The 20,682-nt window shown below is 49.0% G+C and carries 14 protein-coding genes; 5 read left to right on the plus strand and 9 right to left on the minus strand.

Annotated features, from left to right (window positions below; genetic code table 11):
• Window positions 1-10: 10 nt before the first annotated feature.
• From DW743_RS13535 to DW743_RS13550, 4 genes are all read right to left on the minus strand, one after another.
• Window positions 11-1,300 (minus strand): TRAP transporter large permease, encoded by a 1,290-nt coding sequence (locus DW743_RS13535; protein ID WP_117761873.1) that lies wholly within the window; start codon window positions 1,298-1,300, stop codon window positions 11-13.
• Complete coding sequence (locus DW743_RS13540; RefSeq protein WP_117761874.1) at window positions 1,300-1,932, minus strand: TRAP transporter small permease; 633 nt, start codon at window positions 1,930-1,932, stop codon at window positions 1,300-1,302. The genes DW743_RS13535 and DW743_RS13540 overlap by 1 nt, the downstream gene beginning before the upstream one ends.
• 104 nt (window positions 1,933-2,036) lie before the next feature.
• Window positions 2,037-2,798, minus strand: a complete 762-nt coding sequence (gene aroD / locus DW743_RS13545) for a type I 3-dehydroquinate dehydratase (RefSeq protein ID WP_117761875.1) — start codon at window positions 2,796-2,798, stop codon at window positions 2,037-2,039.
• 109 nt (window positions 2,799-2,907) lie between these two features.
• Window positions 2,908-4,122 (minus strand): MFS transporter, encoded by a 1,215-nt coding sequence (locus tag DW743_RS13550; RefSeq protein ID WP_117510065.1) that lies wholly within the window; start codon window positions 4,120-4,122, stop codon window positions 2,908-2,910.
• 281 nt (window positions 4,123-4,403) lie between these two features.
• Between DW743_RS13550 and DW743_RS13555 the strand changes: the two genes are divergently transcribed.
• The 4 genes from DW743_RS13555 to aroE all read left to right on the plus strand — a co-directional run bounded on the left by DW743_RS13555 (window position 4,404) and on the right by aroE (window position 9,459).
• Window positions 4,404-5,351 (plus strand): LysR family transcriptional regulator, encoded by a 948-nt coding sequence (locus tag DW743_RS13555; RefSeq protein ID WP_117761876.1) that lies wholly within the window; start codon window positions 4,404-4,406, stop codon window positions 5,349-5,351.
• A 71-nt stretch (window positions 5,352-5,422) separates the two neighbouring features.
• Window positions 5,423-7,444, plus strand: a complete 2,022-nt coding sequence (locus tag DW743_RS13560; RefSeq protein ID WP_117761877.1) for an oxidoreductase — start codon at window positions 5,423-5,425, stop codon at window positions 7,442-7,444.
• Window positions 7,445-7,494: 50 nt separating this feature from the next.
• Entirely contained in the window at window positions 7,495-8,385 is an 891-nt protein-coding gene (locus DW743_RS13565; protein WP_334291836.1) for a quinate/shikimate dehydrogenase, read from the plus strand.
• Window positions 8,386-8,586: 201 nt separating this feature from the next.
• On the plus strand, window positions 8,587-9,459 hold the full coding sequence (gene aroE, locus DW743_RS13570; RefSeq protein WP_117510061.1) for a shikimate dehydrogenase: 873 nt from the start codon (window positions 8,587-8,589) through the stop codon (window positions 9,457-9,459).
• A gap of 159 nt (window positions 9,460-9,618) precedes the next feature.
• On the opposite strand, the gene DW743_RS13575 is transcribed toward aroE, so the two are convergent.
• Together DW743_RS13575 and DW743_RS13580 are read right to left on the minus strand one after the other, a co-directional pair.
• Entirely contained in the window at window positions 9,619-11,406 is a 1,788-nt protein-coding gene (locus tag DW743_RS13575; protein WP_117761878.1) for an ABC transporter ATP-binding protein, read from the minus strand.
• Window positions 11,407-11,417: 11 nt separating this feature from the next.
• Window positions 11,418-13,205, minus strand: coding sequence for an ABC transporter ATP-binding protein (locus DW743_RS13580; protein ID WP_055267790.1), 1,788 nt, complete (start codon window positions 13,203-13,205; stop codon window positions 11,418-11,420).
• A gap of 201 nt (window positions 13,206-13,406) precedes the next feature.
• On the opposite strand from DW743_RS13580, the gene DW743_RS13590 reads away from it, so the two are divergent.
• The gene (locus tag DW743_RS13590) at window positions 13,407-14,312 is read left to right on the plus strand and encodes an AraC family transcriptional regulator (RefSeq protein ID WP_055267788.1); all 906 of its coding nucleotides are present in this window, start codon (window positions 13,407-13,409) and stop codon (window positions 14,310-14,312) included.
• A gap of 116 nt (window positions 14,313-14,428) precedes the next feature.
• On the opposite strand, the gene DW743_RS13595 is transcribed toward DW743_RS13590, so the two are convergent.
• The 3 genes from DW743_RS13595 to DW743_RS13605 form a co-directional block, all read right to left on the minus strand.
• The gene (locus DW743_RS13595) at window positions 14,429-16,009 is read right to left on the minus strand and encodes a glucose-6-phosphate isomerase (RefSeq protein WP_022462042.1); all 1,581 of its coding nucleotides are present in this window, start codon (window positions 16,007-16,009) and stop codon (window positions 14,429-14,431) included.
• Between the two features lie 123 nt (window positions 16,010-16,132).
• Window positions 16,133-17,125 (minus strand): 6-phosphofructokinase, encoded by a 993-nt coding sequence (gene pfkA, locus DW743_RS13600; RefSeq protein WP_055226266.1) that lies wholly within the window; start codon window positions 17,123-17,125, stop codon window positions 16,133-16,135.
• Between the two features lie 81 nt (window positions 17,126-17,206).
• A complete protein-coding gene (locus DW743_RS13605) occupies window positions 17,207-20,680 on the minus strand; it encodes a DNA polymerase III subunit alpha (RefSeq protein ID WP_117761880.1) in 3,474 nt (1,157 codons plus the stop codon).
• Window positions 20,681-20,682 lie beyond the last annotated feature (2 nt).

A 20,682-nucleotide genomic window follows, 5' to 3' on the forward strand; every position in this document is an offset into this window, starting at 1 on the left:
TCGCTCCTCCCTATAAAATTCCAATCGAAATTGCCGGAATAAATGTAATCAACAGCAGTGCCGCGAGGAAGAAACCGATCATCGGCATAGCCTTCTTTGCGATCTGCATGACCGGAACCTCGGTCAGGGAGCTTGCCACGAACAGGTTGACGCCGATCGGCGGTGTTACGAAACCAATCGCAAGGTTGACAACCATGATGACACCAAACTGAATCGGATTCATGCCGATCGCCTGTACAATCGGCAGAAGGATCGGCGTCAGAATCAGAATCGCCGGTGTCGTATCCATAACCATTCCGACAATCAGCAGGAATACATTGATGATCAGAAGGATCGCAACCGGGCTGTGGAAGTTGTTCAGGATAAACTCGCTGACCGTCTGCGGTACCTGCATCAGCGTCAGCACACGGGAAAATGCCGTCGATGCCGCCAGAATAAACAGGATCGGGGTGAAGGTACGAATCGCCTCAACCAGAATGGACCAGATGTCGCGGATGCGGATACTCCTGTACACAAAAAGGCTGATGATCAATGCATAGAATACGGAGATAACAGCCGCCTCAGTCGGGGAAGCGACACCGCTGTAGATACAGCCAAGGATGATCACCGGACTGAGCAGTGCAAAAAAGCTCTCTTTTAAAACGCGAAGCAGGCCTTTGTCATGCAGCACTTTGACTTCTGCATGGATCTTCTCTTTGTCCTCCCCATACCGTTTGCAGTGATAAACGGCATAAACCATCAGCAGCAGACCGATCATCAGACCCGGTACAATTCCGGCAAGGAACAGGTCACTGACCGAAGCGCCGGAAGCCATACCGTACATGATGAACGGAATACTCGGGGGAATGATAACGCCAAGGCCGCCGGCAACTGCCACAATCGCTGTGGAGAATGTCAGATCATAACCAAGGGTAGTCAGAATCGGGATTGTCATGCTTCCGACAGCGGCAACGGTCGCCGGAGCGGAACCGGAAATCGCACCGTAAAAAAGGCAGGTGACGATAACGGCGCACGGCATACCTGCGGTGAATTTTCCGAGAAAATAGGCAAAGACATCAAACAGTTTTTTGGAGATGCCCCCCTTAGCCATGATGATACCGGAGAGGACGAACATCGGAACTGCCAGCAGAGGGAAGGAATCGAGTCCTCCGAACATGGCACGGATCAGATATTTGGCTCCTACCGTAAAAGACGGGTCAAACACCGACGGAAGCACAGATGTGATTCCAAGGGTAATCGATACCGGAACAGCGATGACCAGCAATGCAACAAAAATCAGAAATAATACTACGACCGGCATTAGCGTTCCTCCTCATTCGAATTTTTAATCGTATGGATGCGGTTGTCGATACCCGCGTTCAGAGCATTTTCTGTGGTGTTATCTGCTCCGGCATTTGCCTCAATGAAGGATTCCGGCGTATTTCGCTCCGGATGGGCCGGGTCGAAAACGTTCTCACCGCGTGCCACACGGAACTCGATCATCCACCGCTGCAAAACACGGAATGCAACCAGTACAAAGGAGACAAGCGGTGCTGCCTGGATAAAGTACATCGGGATTTTGCAGGCCGGGGAAAGCTGGCCGCTTTTAACTGACGACATCATATAAGAAAAAGCAAACGGAATCATATAGATGAAAAAAATCAGTTCAAACGTATGATTCACAATTTTGAAAACGGCTTTTCCTCTCCGCGGAAAAATCGCAACAAACTGCTCGATCTTGATGGAAAGGCATTTTTTGCTGCAGTAGCTGACGCTTAAAAAACCGCACCAGATAAAAATATATCTGGTCAGCTCTTCCGACCACGACAGCGACATGCCAAGGACGTAGCGGCAGAAAACCTGAATTCCCATGATCAGCGTCATGGCGATCAGACCGATCACAAGAAGAAATTCTTCCAAGTTTTCATCCAGCCAGTGAAATACTCTCTTCATAAAAGGCATACCTCCGTTAAATTTATAACAGAACAATAATACAAAAGGGACATCGGCATCAACAGCAAAGCTAAAAATACCGGTGTCCCCCAAAGAAAAAACGGTTACATGGCTTTGTGAAGCAGATCCAGAACGGTGCTCAGATCATTCACACCCATCTGACCCGGTGCGGATGCTTTCTTCGCCGCGCCGAAGGTCATGGAAGAACCAAACACCTCACCGCAGAGACGGCTGATTACACCGGTGCCTGCCATAGACATGGTGATGATCGGTCTGTCCGCATAATTGGTGGTCATTTCCTCTGTTGCTGCAAGCAGGGTCAGAACGTCTTTCTTATTCTGCGGCATAACAGCGATCTTCGGAATGTCTGCGTTCATATCCTGCATCTTGCGCAGTCTGTAGATGATGTCTGCTTTTGCAGGAGTTTTGAAGAAATCATGGTTAGAAGCAACAACCTTTACGCCTGCAGCGTGTGCGCCGTCGATGATTTTCTTTACGATCTCATCTCCGGTGAAGATCTCAACGTCGATCAGATCAACGTATCCGGTCTGTGCTGCCTTGATGTTCAGCTCAGCGTATGCTTCCGGCTCGATAGCTTTCTCGCCGCCCTCTTTGGAGGTACGGAACGTCATCAGAATCGGAATATTGCCGAGTGCTTCGCGGAGGTCTTTTAACACGTCCTCTACCTGTGCAAAGTCGAATACACCCTCGAACCAGTCTACACGCCATTCTACAACGTCAACCGGAATCGAATGGAAAGTTTTTGCTTCTTCGATGATATCGTTTTTGGTAACGCCTACGATCGGAACGATGATCTTCGGTGCACCGGCACCGATTTCAATATCACGAACTTTTACTGTATTCATGTGTTTTTCCTTCTTTCTTCAATATTAATCCTGACTTTTCTTTGCAGGCTTTTCTTTTTCACGCCCGGATTACCTGGTACTTCGTACGCCTGCAATCCTCAATCTCATTTTAGTTGTCCTGCTGTGCAAGTTCAACCATTTTTTTATAGCGAATGTTTACAAACAGTCCAAGCGCAACACCAACTGCGGTCAGAACGATGTTCATAGTCATAACGCCGGACGGCTGCATTTTAGATGCTGCGGTCAGGATCGTGTAGTTGCAAAGAGAAGATGCAATCATAACCAGTGCGGTTACGGTTCCTTTGATTTTCGGGAACAGCATGTTGCAAACGGAAGTTGCGATCTGAAGCAATCCGCCTGCGCCTGCCCATCCGATAATGAAAGCACCGGCGATCATCAGCGGTTTACTCTGTCCCATCAGGACTGCGATCATGGTTACAAGGCAGATTGCCGGGTAAACAACGATGAAACGAACGTCTTTGATTTTTCTGGTCAGGAATGCTGTTACGATCAGTGCCAGCATGGTTCCTGCAGAATAGTAGGTCTGCATGATGGACGGATCAGCCCAGCCTACATTCTCTTTTGCAAAGTTCTGTGCACAGTTCAGCCACAGCTGGAAAGTACCGGTGCAGGTGAATCCGATCAGGATCATAGCGATGGACTCGAAGGAGAAATGAGTATGTTTCAGACTGTCGATCAGACCCTCTTTTTTGCCGGATGCTTTCTGGTCAGCATCTGGCAACGGGAACAGGAATACCAGTACGAAAAGTACGATATAAGCGATTCCGCATCCGTAGAATAACGGATTGTAGGAGGTAAGGCCTGCTGCTGTAGAAGTAACAGCTACACCAAGAACAAATGGAAGCAGCATCTGAGCGATTGCGATGAAGAATTTGATTCCCATGGTAGCAACGCCAGGAGCTTTGTAAATAATCTCGGATACTGCCGGGTAAATACCGGTATCCAGGAAGGAGTTTGCGATACCGCCGATGATGGCGCATACGTAAGCGATGGTGTAACCGCCGTGTGTTCCTGCATGAAATGCAAGAGCAAGGCCGATCAGGTAAATTGCATAGGAAGCACTTCCGATTGCAGTGGAAATGCGGCGTCCGAGTTTGTCGGACAGAGGACCTGCAAATGGCAGTGCGATCAGACGGCCAAGACCGAGTGCTGCGGAAATTGCGGTAATTGCCATTGCTTCCACTCCCCATGCTGCTGCCAGAGCCTCTTTGATGACTGCCTGGCCCAGAATAGAGCATCCAACACCGTGGATAAAGTAGTTCAAGTACAAAATTAATGCACTTGGCAGGTATTTCTTGTTCATGGTTTCTCTCCTTTTTAAATAGATCATGTGTTGAGGTCAAATTGTCTTTTTCCTCTGTTCGGTTCATCCTTTTGTTTTGTCACAAACAACAGATTACCAGTTTCGTGAATGTTAAAAAAATAACATTTGCCTTTATTTTAACAGTGAAAGTGTGTGCGGTCTAATGCTTTTAAAGGAAAAAATCAATGCATTGAATGCATTGATATGGTATACTTGAGTTATCATAATAAGAGGAAGCAAAGACTTTCTTACGGAACCATTTTTTCAGGAGGAAAAACCACATGACACTGAATCAGATTCTCTATTTCCGAAAGGTCGCCCGGCTGGAAAATTATCACCAGGCGGCAGAGGAGCTTTATATTTCCCAGCCATCCCTGAGCCGTTCGATGGCCGCCCTTGAAAGTGAGCTTGGAATCACGCTGTTTGAAAAGAAAGGGCGCGGTGTTGTCCTTACCAATGCCGGCCGTCTTTTCCTGGAGCATGCAGACCGGATCGCAGGCGACTGTGACATTGCGGCAGGCAAGATGAAAGAGCTCGCCTCCGGTGGCGGAAAAATCAACATCGGTTATATTTTTCCACTTGCCGGACATTATATTCCGCACAATGTCCGCACCTTTCTGGACCAAGAAGAAAACAAAAATGTTGCCTTTAGCTTCTGGCAGAACCATACCCCGGCCATTGCACAGAAGGTGAAATCCGGCGAACTCGATCTTGGGTTTGGCGGCTTTTTAAAGCGCGACGACATGGAGTTTTTTCCGTTGATCCAGCAGCCGCTTGTCATCGTGTCCCCGGAACAGCATCCGATTGCCGATGAACCGGAGGTTCCGCTTGTAAAGCTTACCCGTTATCCGGTGATCGGCTACGACCGCGCATCCTGGATGGGGGCCTACACCGGTCATCTCTACCGCAAATATCAGCTTCATCCGAATATTATCATGGAATGCCCGGATGAATATTCGATTGTGGCACTGGTACGCGAAAACTTCGGCATCGCGCTCATGCCGCGAACCGATATTCTGGAACAGGCAGACGGTATCCGCATCCACACACTGAAAGGTCTCGAGATTTATCATCAGACTTTTATGTTCTGGATGAAGAACCGCTACCGGCTTCCGGCTGTCGAACGGTTTACCGAATACATGAAACAGCACGCTGACATTATCGAAAAGTCCAGAAACGATAGCGAAAACGTATCAAAAGTTTATCTGAAAGATATTGTTAATTTTTAGTCGAAAGAGTTATGATGGATTTGTCACAAACAGAGGATTACCGCTCATGTAATGAATAAGGAGAAATTTTCATGAAGAGTGCTTACCCAAAAATTTTCGAGCCAATTACCATCAAACGAACAACGATTAAAAACCGTATTGCAATGACCCCGATGGGAACCAACTACGGTGAGACAAGCGGTGAAATGAGTAACCGTCATATGAACTACTACTCTCTCCGCGCAAAAGGCGGCGTTGGTCTTATTATTCTGGAGAACGCCAACATCGAGTACCCGGTCGGTTCCAACGGAACCAGCCAGATCCGTATCGACCACGACAGCTTTATGCCGCGCTACTATCAGTTAGTCGAAAACCTTCATAAAAACGGTGCTACCGTAGCGATCCAGATCAACCACGCCGGAGCTTCCGCATCTTCCGCAAGAACCGGTATGGAAACCGTTTCTTCTTCCAACATCCCGACAAAAGCCGGCGGAGAAACCCCTCGCCCGATGACAAAAGAAGAAATCATGACAACCGTGAAAAAATACGGCGAAGCTGCAAAACGTGTGCAGGCCATCGGCTTTGATGCCATTGAAATCCACTGCGGCCACTCCTACCTGATGAGCCAGTTCATCTCCCCGTATTACAATAAAAGAACCGATGAATTCGGTGGTTCTGTAGAAAACCGCCTGCGCTTCCCGCGTATGGTCCTCGAAGAAGTACGTAAAAACGTCGGACCGTGGTTCCCGATCATCGTTCGTATCTCTGCCGAGGAGCGTGTTCCGGGCGGAAACACACTGGAAGATACCCTGGAATACCTGGAGTACCTGGATGAGTTCGTAGATATGTACGACGTATCCTGCGGTCTCAACCCATCCCTGCAGTATCAGATCGATTCCAACTTCCTGCCGGATGGATGGCGTTCCTACATGGCAAGAGCCGTAAAAGACAAATTCAAAAAACCGGTCATCAACGCTGGTAACTACCGTGATCCGAAGGTCGTTGAAAAAGTTCTGGAAAGCGGCGATGTTGATATCGTCGGCATGGGACGCGGCCTGATCGCTGAGCCGAACTGGGTAAAGAAGGTGGAAAACGGCGAGGAAGATATCCTTCGAAAATGCATCTCCTGTAACGTCGGATGTGCCGGAAATCGTATCGGTGTCAACCGCCCGATCCGCTGTACCGTAAACCCGGCTGTTCCGGAAGGCGATGTTTACAAAGCACTGAAAGTGAACAAAAACTGTAACGTTGTTGTTGTCGGCGCCGGTACTGCCGGTATGGAAGCAGCCTGCACCGCTGCAGAAGTCGGATGCAACGTTTTCGTACTCGAGAAAAACGACCACATCGGCGGTCTTTCCACTTTCATCTCTGATCTTCCAAGCAAGAGCCGTATGAAAGACTTCCCGAAATACCTTGAGGCAAGAGCCGCCAGACTGAAAAACCTGTATATTTTCCTCAACACCGAAGCTACGGTGGATAAGATCAAACAGTTCAAACCGGACATCATTGTAAACTCCACCGGTTCCGTTCCGCTTGTTCCGCCGATCAAAGGCCTGAAAGAGAACATCGATGCCGGAAACGTAAATACCATCTTTGGTATGATCAACAATGTAAACGCCGGAAAATATCCGGAAGAAGCCTGTCAGGGCAAGAAAGTCGTTGTAGTCGGCGGCGGTTCCGTAGGACTTGACGTTATTGAATACTTTGCACCGAGAGGCGCCGAGTGTACCATCATCGATATGCTGCCGCAGATCGGTATGCTTGCAGACCCGATCACCAAATGCTCCATGCGTGAGACACACGACAAATATGGTGTAAAAGAATATGTCAACACTGCTCTTCAGGAAGTAAAAGAAAACGCATTCACTGTAAAGCTTCCGGACGGAACCATCCAGGATCTCACCTTCGATTACGGATTCAACTGTCTTGGAATGCGCTCCAATAACCCGATTCTGCCGGAGCTTCAGGAAGCATTCGCTGATACCCATACTTATATTTATACCATCGGCGATTCCGTCCGCGCACGCCGCATCATGGAAGGTACCATGGAAGGCCGCGCGATCCTGAATGTACTGGAGTCCCAGGGCTACCTGCATCTGGAGCCGCTTGAGTAATCACTGAATCACTTTCTTACACAATATAAAAAAACAGAAAAGAGGAAAATATCATGCCAAATATTACAGGACATACCGAATTAGTTGGATTAATGGCTTACCCGATCCGTCACACCCAGTCTCCGACAACCCACAACCTTGCATACGACAAAAACGGAGATGACGTCATTCAGCTTGCTTTCGAAGTTGATAACGATTCTTTAAAAGATGCTGTGCAGAGTATCCGCGCGCTGAAAATGCTCGGTTCCAATATTTCCATGCCAAACAAAACTGTTGTCCACAAATATCTGGACGAGGTAGATGAAGCAGCTAAGTTATGCGGCGCTATCAACACCGTAGTCAACCTCCGCGACGAAAACGGTCAGGTAACCGGCAAACTGAAAGGCTACAACACCGATGGTATGGGATACTGGCAGGCACTGACCGAAGAAGGCATCGATTTCAAGGGAATGAAGATGGTCCTGATCGGAACCGGCGGTGCTGCTACTGCAATTGCAGTGCGCGGTGCTCTGGATGGCGTTGCAGAAATTGAAATCTTCAACATCAAAGACAAATTCTACAGCCGTGGAGAGGAAATTGTTGATCTGATCAATAAGAACACCAACTGCAAGGCTACCATGAACGACCTGGCAGACAAAGACCTCCTGAAAGAAAAAATGCACGCAGCTGACCTGTTCTGCGATGCTACCGGCGTAGGAATGCATCCACTCGAAGACCTTTCCAACATTCCTGATCCTTCCTTCTTTAAAAAAGATCTCATCGTAACGGATACCGTTTACGCTCCGCGCGAAACCGTTATGATGAAACAGGCAAAAGAAGCAGGATGTGAGAAAGTATTCAACGGCATGGGCATGATGCTGTTCCAGGCACTCATCGCAATCAAGCTGTACACCGGAAAAGATACTCCGGTTGACTACATGAAAGAGAAACTTGGAATCTGATTTCCGGGCGAATCTTTTCCATCTTAAACCTTAATCAAAAACCAACACGAAAAGAGGAAATGAACTTTGCGTTATTTCCTCTTTTTTTCTTGCTTTCTTTCGGCATCTGGAGTATAATTCACTTCATATAGTAGCAGTTTAAAGTGCTACAGCACGATTTATCATCATGCGGAAATACGAGGAGAGAGAGGATTTCAAATTATGTCAAAACACATCACAGGACACACCGGATTATTATGTTTACTCGGAAGCCCGGTTGCACACAGTGTTTCTCCGGAAATGCACAACGAAGCATGCGACCAGCTCGGCCTTGATTATAGCTACCTTGCCTTTGATGTACCGGAAGACAAAATGCCGCAGGCAGTCGAAGGACTCCGCACCATGGGTGCAAGAGGCTGGAACATCACCATGCCTGGCAAAAATATTATGTGCAAATTGGCAGACAAGGTTTCTCCTGCTTCGGAGATCTCCGGCGCATGTAATACCATCGTCAACGACAACGGCGTTCTCACCGCTTACACCACCGACGGTGTCGGCTTCATGAGAGCAGTTGCAGAAAACGGCGTAGACATCATCGGCAAAAAGATGACTCTGCTCGGTGCCGGCGGCGCTGCTACTGCAATCCTGGTACAGGCAGCCCTCGACGGCGTGGCTGAGATCAATGTATTCAACGTCAGAGACAATTTCTTCGGAAGAGCCGAGGAAATCGTTGCAAAACTCAATGAGCGTACTTCCTGCAGGGTTACCCTGCACGACTTCTCCGATCCGGAAGTCCTTCGCGCATCCATCGCAGACAGCGCCATTCTTGTCAATGGAACTTCCGTCGGAATGGCTCCAAAAACCGAGAACACCATCATCACCGACACAACGATGTTCCACAAAGACCTCTTCGTTTTCGATGTGATCTACAATCCGCAGGAAACCCGCCTGCTGCGTGAGGCAAAAGAGGCTGGATGCAAGACCGGAAACGGTATGTACATGCTGTTATACCAGGGAGCTGCTTCCTTCAAACTGTGGACTGGCGAGGATATGCCGGTTGAGATCATCAAAGAGAAATACTTCTCCGGAAAATAAGAAGAACTCCTGCTTTGCCGAATTTTCCGCCTGCGGCGGGTCGCTTCGGCGACACGCGCAAAAAGCGACACGAACAAGAAACGGCAAAAGGCTTCTGCCACGGATTTTTATCCGCTGGCAGAAGCCTTTTTTATAATCTTTTTTATGATCTTTTTTTGATCAGCCCGCTTTCTGTACTTCATCAAGCTGTGCTGTATACAGTTTATAATAATGGCCTTTCTTTGCCATCAGCTCATCATGTGTTCCGCTCTCCATAATACCGCCGTTATCGATATACATAATCTTATCGCAGTTGCGGATCGTAGACAGACGATGCGCAATGATAAATGAGGTTCTGCCCTTCAGCATGGCATTGAGTCCCGTCTGCAGTGCTTTTTCGGTCTGTACGTCAATGCTTGAGGTCGCCTCATCGAGAATCAGAATGGCCGGATCGGAAAGCAGGGTACGCGCAAACGAAATGAGCTGCTTTTGTCCCTGGCTCAGCATGGAACCACGCTCCCTTACCTCCGTCTGATAGCGATCCGGCATTTTGCTGATAAACTCGTCCGCACAGACAGTTCTGCTCGCCTTCACAATCTCCTCATGCGTTGCGTCAAGCTTTCCGTAACGGATATTATCCTCAATATCTCCCGAGAAAATAAAGCTGTCCTGCATCATAATACCCATCTGCTCACGCAGGGAATGAATGGTCACCTGCGAGATATCCTGTCCATCGATCAGGACGCGACCGCCATTGACATTGTAAAACCGTGAAATCAGATTGACAATCGTACTCTTTCCGGCTCCGGTCGGTCCGACAAGCGCCACACTCTCACCCGGTTTTACCGTAAACGAAACATCGTTTAAGATCTGTTTTGACGCATCGTACGAGAAATTTACGTGATCGAAGGTCACCTCACCGCGGATTTTTGGCATTTCAACGGCATCTTTTGCATCCTTTACCGTCACCGGCTCATCCATCGTCTCAAAGATACGTTCCAGATACGCAATGTTGTTGATAAAGTTATTGAAGATGTTTCCAAGGTTCATGATCGGCTGCCAGAAATACGATGCATAGCTCGAAATCGCTACAATCGTACCAACCGACTTATTTCCCTGCCCGAAAAGGATCAGACCGGACAGAAAAATGGCAGCACGCACGCAGACGGAAATTGAATCGATACCCGGCCATACCAGGTTGGAATAGCGAACTGCTGTATTCCATGTTCTGCGGCAATCCTTGGAAAGATCTTTGAAAATCTCCGCATTCTCATCCTCTCGTGCAAAGATCTGCGTAATGCGGGCTCCGACAATATTCTCCTGCAGATAGGCATTCAGGTTTGAGTTCTTGTTCGAAACTGCCTGCCATGCACGTCTCTGTTTATTCTTGATCCAGACCATGAAAACGCACAGCACCGGCACGCCGCAGAGCACGACAAATGCCATCTGCACATCAACCAGAAACATGAAAATCACGATAAACAGAAGGTTGAAGCTCTCCAGAACGATGTTGATCAGACCATTTGACAGCATATCCGATACCGAGTTGACGTAGTTGACAACCCGAATCAGGATCTTGCCGTGCGGGCGGTCATCGTAATACTGGAACGGCAGCTCCTGCAGATGTGCAAACAAATCTTTTCGGATATCATAGATGATACTCTGACTGACATCCACCATAATGCGGCTTCGGATTGTTGTGAAGATCACGCTCACCAGATAGATGCCGACCAGCATTCCCACAAGAGAAAATAAAAGCCTCTCGTTTTTCTCCGGAATTGCAAGGTCCAGCGCCCGCTGGATAACCATCGGCGCCACATAGCCGGACGCACCGCCGATGCCACTCAAAAGGATCGCAAAAACCATCCGTTTTGCATATTTTTTGATATAGGATGAAGCTCTGAGCAGATGCTTGATGTCAAACGGCTCTTCGAGCACTTCATCCTGCTTGTATGTATTTTTTGCCATTGCTTCCCCTCCTACAGTTCATCCACACCGGTCTGCAGCTTCACCAGTTCATAATAGTAACCCTTCTTCTCCATCAGTTCCTCATGTGTTCCCATTTCTTCAATATAGCCATTTTGCAGAACAATAATCTTGTCCGCTGTTTTCGTTGTCGAAATTCGCTGTGCAATCACAATCTTGGTACATGGAAAATCAAGCTCCCGTAAGGACTGCTGAATCTGTTTCTCTGTTTCCATATCAACCGCCGATGTTGTATCGTCAAGAATCAGAACCGATGGACGGATCGCCAGTGCTCTTGCCAGAGAAATTCTCTGCTTCTGGCCTCCGGAAAGACCAACACCGCGCTCTCCGACCAGGGTATCGTAGCCCTCCGGCATCTTTGAAATGAAATCTGCCGCAGCGGAATACCTTGCAAACTTGACAACCTCGTTCATCTTGATCGAATCATCGCCGTAGGCAATGTTTCCCTCGATCGTGTCAGAATACAGCAGAACATCCTGCGTGGCAAGTCCGATCTGTTTTCGGAGATCATACAGCTTCAGCTGTTCTACAGGAATTCCGTCAATCCGGATCTGTCCTTCTGTCGGCTCATAAAACCGCGGGATCAGATTGATCAGCGATGTCTTGCCGCAGCCGGTCTCGCCCATGATCGCAACCGTCTCGTTCGGATGGGCCGTGAAGGAAATATTGTGCAGAACCGGCAAATCACCATCCTCGTATTGGAAGGAAACGTTATCAAACTCGATTTTGCCTTCAAACCGCTCCGGATGGGAAACGGCATTTTCTTCGTCCCTGATTTTCGGTTCGGAGTAATACAGCTCCATGACCTTTTTCGACGCTGCTGAGAACCGCTGAAATTCGTTCATGATATTTCCCATCTGACGCATCGGATTGGCGATTGCCCAGATGAGGCCTGAAAATGCCACATAGTCTCCCATAGTAAGCTGTCCTCTGATCATAAAAACACCGCCGACTGCGAGCAGGACAACCGGCATCAGGTTCGCAATACTCTCGACAATCGGGAAAAATTTCAGCCATACCATTCCGGTTGCCTTATTCGTCTCCGCATAGTCGGTATTGGCACGGTCGAATTTCTCGATTTCGTAATCTTCTCTTGCAAACGCTTTGACAACGCGGTTTCCGGAAATATTCTCCTGTGCGCATGTATTCATCTGTGCCAGTTTTTCACGCAGCGCCGCATGCATCGGGGCAACGCGGTTCCGGAACAGATAGATAATCCAGAATACAAACGGTGAAATCACAAGAACGCACAGTGCCAGCTTCCAGTTCGTATACAGGAAGAAAACGGCCGCTGCAGCAAACAGAGAAAATGACTCAACCACCATTCGTACAACCCATGCAACCATGTGACGCACCGCATCCAGGTCTCCTGTCTGCCGTGTCATCAGATCTCCTGTCCGATAGGTACTGTAAAACGTCATATCCTGACGCTGAAGCTTGTCGTACAGATAATTCCGCACCCGGTACAGAACACTCTGCGACACCGTCTCATAGATCATACAGCTGCCATAAACAACGATAACACGCAGGAACGTAAAGCCGACCATCGCAAACAGCAAGCGGTAAAGCAGGTCACGGTGTACCTGAAGATTTGTCGCCGCGTTCTCCCCAGTTAAAAACAGATCCACAATTTTTCCCGAAAAATAGGGAATCGTAAGCTGCAGAATATTGTACAAAACGGTTCCGAGAATACCGACAAAGTACAGCGCCCGTTTTCCCTCCATGTTTTCCCACAGCCACGCAATTTTGTTTTTCGGGAATTGTTTCGTGTTGCTTTTCATGTTTTCATATCCCCCCTTATCTTAGGAAATTGAGTTACCAAATTCAGCATTAATTTTCTTTCAAATGCTTTCGCCATTGTATCAATTTTCATTTGGATATGATATAATGCGACTGTACAAAAATAGAATGTTTCTATTTTTCCGAAACTGATATTCCCAGAAAAATACTGAATATTTTTTACCTGAAGGGGGACTTTTCCGTTGAAGAATCTTTTTGAATACAGTGACATCCTGCACTCGCCGATTGAAGCCTTTTCCTGCTGCTCCGACAGTTTTTCCATGCCGGTCAAATCCCACTGGCACTATTTTACGGAGGTTCTTTATCTGCAGGAAGGTTCTCTTCTCGTGAGCTGCAACGATTCCGTCTACCACATAAAACCGGGCTCTTTCATCCTGTTTCCTCCACAGACGGTCCACGCACTTGCCGCAGACCAGGATCGGCCATTCCGCTATTTCTGTATCAAATTCAACCTGAACCGCATCCAGCTCACCGGAAGCTACCTTCCGAACCTGAGCTTTGCTTTCCATAAAATCGCCACGATGACCTATCCTTCGCTTTTGTTTACGCAGGAAGATCTCTCAGAGCTGAATCTCCATGATTTTTTTGTAACCCTTGAGAGGGAGGCTCTTGAAAAGAAATACGGTTATGATGCCTATATCTATTCTCTCTTTTCCACACTGTTTCTCCGGCTTCTGCGTATCTGGCACTGCCAGGGAATCTGTTTCAATCCCGAATCGATTTCCGAGAGTGAGGAACAGAGTATGCAGGATATCCTCGTCTATCTCGACCGCCATTCCCAGGAAAACATCAATATCGAGGCACTGGCACATAAATACAACATGAGCTACTCCTATTTTGCCAAACTTTTTCTGAAGCATTACGGGCAGAGCTGTAAGCAGTATATCGAGTTTATCCGCCTGAACAAGGTTGAAAACCTGCTTCTTTTTACCGACTATGACCTGAACTATATTGCAGCCGAGACCGGCTTTGCGGACTGCAGTCATCTGATCCGCACCTTTAAAAAGCGGTACCAGATCACCCCGCGGCAATTCCGTCAAAAGCACCAGACCACGGTTTCCTCGTCTCTCCCGGCGAAGCTGGGATAATCTGAAAATGAAAAAACCCTGCAAAAGCAGGGCTTTGTCTATAGTCTGAAATCTCCCGGAGTTTTTCCGGGAGATTTTTTTCACAGGACGCCTTTTCTGATCAGAAAATAACGCTTTTAGATATTGAGCAGATCACTGAATACCTTCAGTGCTCCGTCTGTCTCATGAGCCAGAACGCGTTTTGCAAGGACTTTACCAAGCTGGACGCCTTCCTGGTCGAAGCTGTTTACGTTCCACAGGAATCCCTGGAACATGATCTTATTCTCGAAGTGTGCAAGCAGTGCTCCCAGCGTCTTCGGATTTACCTGATCTCCGATGATGATGCTGGACGGACGGCCGCCTTCGAAGTTTTTGTTTTTATTCTCATCTGCTTTACCGCAGGCAAATGCAACGATCTGAGCTGCTACGTTTGCGCAGAGTTTCTGCTGGCTGGTGCTGCCCTGGATGTCGACATCGGTCTCCATCTGGTTATTGCGGAAGCCTACAAACTGCAGCGGAACGATATCAGTTCCCTGATGCAGCAGCTGATAGAAGGAATGCTGTCCGTTGGTACCTGGCTCGCCGAAGAGAACCGGACCGGTCGGGTAATTGACCGGCTCGCCGAAGCGGTTGACCGATTTACCGTTGGACTCCATATCTACCTGCTGTAAGTGAGCCGGGAAACGGTTCAGTGCCTGGGAGTACGGAAGAACTGCAGTGCTCGGATAGCCAAGAACGTTTCTCTCGTAAACACCGATCAGCGCATCGAGCATCTCCGGGTTCTGTAATACGTCTTTGTTTGCAGAAAGTTTATCTTCTGCTGCAGCGCCCTCGAGGAATGCTGCGAATACTTCCGGTCCGAAAGCCAGGGACAGAACAGCGCCGCCGACTGCGGATGTGGAAGAATAACGGCCTCCGATGTAGTCATCCATGAAGAATGCTGCCAGATAGTCGTCGCTCTTTGCCAGCGGAGAAGTCTCACTGGTAACGGCGATCATATGCTTGGATGCATCCAGGCCTGCATTTTTCAGAGCGTCTTTTACGAAGGACTCATTGGTCAGAGTCTCCAGTGTGGTTCCGGATTTGGATACCAGAACGAAGATGGAATGTGCTACGTCGATCGAATTCAGAACAGCTGCTGCGTCATCCGGGTCAACGTTGCTGATGAATTTTGCTTCCATTTTGAAGCAGCCGTTTTTCTTTGCCCAGTTTTCCAGAGCCAGATACATCGCACGCGGGCCAAGGTCGCTTCCGCCGATACCGATCTGCACAACGGTGGTGAATTTTTCACCTGCTGCGTTGGTGATCTCACCTGCATGTACTTTGTTCGCAAACTCTGCGATGCGGTTCTGCTGCTCTACGTAGAAAGCACGTTTGTCTACGCCGTCTGCCGTAACGGTGTTTCCGAGCTGGCCGCGGGTCAGCTGATGAAGCACGAGACGGTTCTCTCCGGTGTTGATGACAGCACCGTTGTAAAGCTCCTCAAATTTTTCAGAAAGCTGTGCCTCTTCTGCCAGTTTTACGAGTGCGGCAAGGACATCCTCATTCACCTGTTTTGCTGCGTAGTTATACGCAAGTCCTTCTGCCATCGGAACGCTGTAAGATTTTACGCGCTCTGCTCCGTTTTCGCCGGACATCACCTCGGCAAGATTGACACGCTCCACTTTTTTCAACTCCTCAAAAGAAGCCAGTTTATCAAGATTGTTCCAGGTAACCATTGTTAAGTTCCTCCTGTTTTTTTATTTTGTCTCTCTATTCCGTCCGCGGAAACATTTTTATTCCCGCTATTATACCAATGAAACAGACTGCTTGCTAAAAACAGTCTGTTTCGTGATATTTTTTTATTTCGTATAGTTATAAGAAAGAGCTCTTGCGATCTCCCACTGATATTCCGGCAGAGTCTTTGTCATGGACAGTGCCTCATCGATATCGTAATCTACATACTCACCGTTCTTGTATGCAACAACGCGGTCTGTTTTGCCTTCCAGAAGAAGGTCAACTGCGTAAGCACCCATGATGGACGCATATACACGGTCTTTACATGTCGGGCTTCCTCCACGCTGCATATGTCCAAGGATCGTTGCACGGGTCTCGATGCCGGTTGCAGCTTCGATTCTGCGCGCCATGCTGGTGGAATGGCCGATGCCCTCAGCATTTACGATGATATGATGTTTTTTGCCTTTTCTACGGTTCTCGATGATGTTGTTGATGATCTTCTGCTCATCGTAATCGTATTTCTCCGGAAGAAGAATATCCTCTGCGCCGTTTGCGATACCGCACCACAGAGCGATATATCCGGCATTACGTCCCATAACCTCGATGATCGAGCATCTCTCATGGGAAGTGGAAGTATCTCTTACTTTATCAATGGCTTCCATTGCAGTGTTTACCGCGGTATCAAAACCGATGGTATATTCTGTGCAGGCGATATCCAGGTCGATGGTTCCCGGTACACCTACGGTGTTAATTCCAAGAGCTGCCAGTTTCTGCGCTCCTGCAAAAGATCCGTCTCCGCCGATAACTACCAGTCCGTCGATGCCGTGTTTTCTGCAGACATCTGCAGCACGTTTCTGGCCTTCCAGTGTACGCATCTCTGCGCAGCGGGCGGTATAAAGGATGGTACCTCCGCGCTCGATGGTGTCGGATACATCGCGGGCTGTCATGTCGATGATTTCTTCGTTCATCAGTCCGTCGTAGCCTTTCAGGATACCTTTCATCTGAACGCCCTTCTGCAGACCTCTTCTTACGGCTGCACGGATCGCTGCGTTCATACCTGGTGCATCACCACCGCTGGTAAGCACTCCGATTGTCTTTACCTTGTTAGTCGTTGCCATATGAATTCCTCCATCTCATCACACACATTAATAAACGAGTAGTTTTATTTATTAATCACACACAGTTTTATTTTAAAGCATTCAGGCCCTTTTTTCAATACTCTTTTCTACAACTTTCACGTTTCCGGTACCGAATTTTGCCTGAAGTGACGCCACCAGACGGGCATCTGCCTGCACATTGCGGCTCGGCGGCAGTTTTTTCATCGCTTTGATCGATTTGATGTAGAGAATCACGCTGTCCTTGCCGTCGGATTCATGCAGCATCTGGTACAGATCCGCCACTTCTCTCTCGTACGTTTCCTTGTCCGGGAACTGGATCCAGAGCTCTTTCGGGATGCCTGCAAACGGGAAAATTTTCTCGCAGATCAGCTTGCTCGGCTTATCATCCTCCGCGGAAACACGGCCCTGGATGAAGACACGCGCATCGGTCTGCATCATCGCTGCGTTTTTCTCGTAATCGCGCGGGAATACGACGATTTCCATACTGCCGACGAGGTCCTCGAGTGTGAGAAATGCCATTGTCTTGTTATTCTTTGTATATTTGATTTTTTTATCCGTGATAATGCCGCCGACAATCTCTTTCGCGCCGTCGGTGACGGATGGGAAACCCGTCTCCTCATCCGGCTGGAAGTCTGTCGTTACCGCGGAAATGTTCTTCCGCCAGCACTCCTCCTGCTCCTCTAGCGGATGACCGCTGACGTAGATGCCGAGCACCTCTTTTTCGAGCGCCAAAAGATCACTCTTTTCGTATTCTCCGACATCCGGGTACACCGTTTCATACGACCGTTTGGTCGTCTCATCTACGAAGTCAAACAGACTCATCTGGCCGCTTAACGAATCTTTTTTCTCGCGCGCCACATCATCGAGCACATTGGCGTAGACGAACATGAGCTGCTTTCTCGTCACGCCGAAGCAGTCGAATGCGCCCGCCTTGATAAAGTTCTCGACGGTCCGCTTGTTGACTTCTTTTCCGCTCAGACGCTCCGCGAAATCCTTTAACGAGCGGAACGGTCCGTTTGCACTCCGCTCCTCCACGATCGCCTCCATGACCGGCTTTCCGATGCCTTTGACCGCCGCCATGCCATAGCGGATCGCCTGGCCGTCCACCGTGAATTTTCCTTCGCTTCGGTTGATGTCCGGCGGCAGAATGGAAATGCCCATCTGGCGGGAACTCAAGATATACTCTGCGACTTTTCCCGGGTTATCGATGCAGGAGGTCATCAGAGCCGCCATGAACTCAACCGGGTAATAGTATTTCAGCCATGCCGTCTGGTACGATACGAACGCGTACGCCGCCGCATGGGATTTGTTGAAGGCGTATTTCGCGAAGTCGATCATCTCGTCGTAGATCTTGTTCGCTGTCTTCTCATCAATGCCGTTTTTGATACAGCCCGGCACGCCCTCGGCCTCGTTTCCATAAACGAAATTCTGGCGCTCTTTTTCCATGACAGATGCCTTTTTCTTCGACATCGCACGGCGCACCAGATCGGCCCGTCCAAGCGAATAGCCCGCCAGTGCCTGTACGATCTGCATAACCTGTTCCTGGTAGACGATACAGCCGTACGTCGGCTCCAGAATCGGTTTTAAGAGCGGTGTATCGTACGTAACGGATTCCGGGTTGTTTTTTCCTTTGATGTACTGCGGAATAAAATCCATCGGGCCCGGACGGTACAGGGAAATTCCGGCGATGATATCCTCGAGGCTCTGCGGTTTTAACTCCTTCATGAAGTTTTTCATTCCCGCACTCTCGAGCTGGAACACACCGACCGTTTTCGATGCGCCGATCATACCGAGCACTTTCGGATCGTTGTAATTGATGTGAAGCAGATCAATTTTCTTATTGCTGTAACGCTCTGCGAGCTTTGTCGCATTCTGAATGACGGTCAGGGTCCGAAGTCCTAAGAAGTCCATTTTCAGAAGTCCCAGTTCCTCGAGCGTCGTCATCGTGAACTGCGTGACGATCGTTCCGTCGCTTCCTCGCGAGAGCGGCACAAATTCCACCAGCGGACGCGAGCCGATGACAACACCGGCGGCGTGCATCGACGTGTGGCGCGGCAGACCTTCAAGTCTCCGTGACATGTCGATCAGATGTGCAACCTCTTCATTGCCCTGATACAGCTCCCGCAGCTCATGGTTCATCTGCAGTGCCTTGTCGATCGTGATATTCAGTTCATTCGGAATCATCTTCGCAATCGAATCGACCTGTGCATACGGCATATCCAGCACACGGCCGACATCGCGGATGACACCGCGCGCCGCCAGTGTACCGAATGTGACGATCTGTACAACGCGGTCCTTGCCGTATTTTCTCGTTACATAGTCGATGACCTCCGGGCGGCGTTCGAAGCAGAAATCCACATCGATATCAGGCATGGTAACTCGTTCCGGGTTCAGGAAACGCTCGAACAGGAGCTGGTACCGCATCGGGTCCAGCTGTGTGATGCCAAGGGTGTAGGAAACAATACTTCCGGCCGCCGATCCTCGTCCCGGTCCGACCATGATGTCGTGGTCGCGCGCAAATTTGATGAAATCCCACACGATCAGGAAGTAATCGACGTAACCCATCGTTTTGATCGTATCAAGCTCATATTTCAGCCGCGCCTTCAGTTCATCTGTCGCCGGGTGATACCGTTCCTCGAGGCCGTCGTAGCAGAGCTTATTTAAGTATTCCCAGGAAGTGTATCCCTCCGGCACATCGAATTTCGGAAGTTTTGTGACACCAAATTCGATCTCCACATTACACCGGTCTGCAATTTTCTGTGTATTTTCGATTGCCTGCGGTGCATACGGGAAGAGCGATGCCATCTCCGCCTCGGATTTCACGAAATACTGTCCGCCCTCGTAGCGCATGCGGTCCTCATCCGTGATCTTCTTTCCGGTCTGCAGGCACAGAAGAATATCGTGGGAATCCGCATCTTCTGCGTACGTGTAGTGAATATCATTCGTCGCCACCAGCTCGATGCCGGTTTCTGCCGAGAGGCGCATCAGCTGCTGATTGACCATCCGCTGCTCCGAGATGCCGTGATCCTGCAGTTCCAGGAAGAAATTGCCTTTTCCGAAAATCTTCTCATACCGCAGTGCGGCCTCTTTTCCCATCTCGTACTGGTTCCGCACCATCGCACGCGCCACCTCACCTGCAAGGCAGGCGGAAAGCGCGATAATGCCCTCGTGATACTTTTCCAGAATCTCCATGTCGACACGCGGCTTATAGTAAAATCCATCGATAAAGCCCGCCGAAACAATCTTCATCAGATTGGAATAGCCCGTATTATTTTCCGCCAGCAGAACCAGATGGTAGTACCGGTCCTCTCCGCGGCTGGTTTCGCGGTCGAAACGGGAACCCGGCGCCACGTAAACCTCACAGCCGAGGATCGGCTTGATGCCCTGCGCGCGGGCTTCTTTATAAAAATCGATACAGCCGAACATGACGCCGTGATCGGTGATCGCGGCGCTGTTCATGCCAAGCTCCTTGACTCTGGCAACGTACTCTTTGATCTTGTTCGATCCGTCCAGAAGGCTGTATTCGGTATGTACATGTAAATGCGTAAAACTCATCG

Source organism: Blautia sp. AM28-27 (assembly GCF_003480905.1).
Taxonomy (GTDB): domain Bacteria; phylum Bacillota; class Clostridia; order Lachnospirales; family Lachnospiraceae; genus Fusicatenibacter; species Fusicatenibacter saccharivorans.

Coding starts and splice junctions, on each gene's coding strand:
- DW743_RS13535 (WP_117761873.1), bottom strand. CDS start 1,300: ATGCCGGTCGTAGTATTATTTCTGATTTTTGTTGCATTGCTGGTCATC.
- aroD (WP_117761875.1), bottom strand. CDS start 2,798: ATGAATACAGTAAAAGTTCGTGATATTGAAATCGGTGCCGGTGCACCG.
- DW743_RS13595 (WP_022462042.1), bottom strand. CDS start 16,009: ATGGTTACCTGGAACAATCTTGATAAACTGGCTTCTTTTGAGGAGTTG.
- DW743_RS13540 (WP_117761874.1), bottom strand. CDS start 1,932: ATGAAGAGAGTATTTCACTGGCTGGATGAAAACTTGGAAGAATTTCTT.
- DW743_RS13550 (WP_117510065.1), bottom strand. CDS start 4,122: ATGAACAAGAAATACCTGCCAAGTGCATTAATTTTGTACTTGAACTAC.
- DW743_RS13580 (WP_055267790.1), bottom strand. CDS start 13,205: ATGAAAAGCAACACGAAACAATTCCCGAAAAACAAAATTGCGTGGCTG.
- DW743_RS13575 (WP_117761878.1), bottom strand. CDS start 11,406: ATGGCAAAAAATACATACAAGCAGGATGAAGTGCTCGAAGAGCCGTTT.
- pfkA (WP_055226266.1), bottom strand. CDS start 17,125: ATGGCAACGACTAACAAGGTAAAGACAATCGGAGTGCTTACCAGCGGT.
- DW743_RS13605 (WP_117761880.1), bottom strand. CDS start 20,680: ATGAGTTTTACGCATTTACATGTACATACCGAATACAGCCTTCTGGAC.
- aroE (WP_117510061.1), top strand. CDS start 8,587: ATGTCAAAACACATCACAGGACACACCGGATTATTATGTTTACTCGGA.
- DW743_RS13555 (WP_117761876.1), top strand. CDS start 4,404: ATGACACTGAATCAGATTCTCTATTTCCGAAAGGTCGCCCGGCTGGAA.
- DW743_RS13560 (WP_117761877.1), top strand. CDS start 5,423: ATGAAGAGTGCTTACCCAAAAATTTTCGAGCCAATTACCATCAAACGA.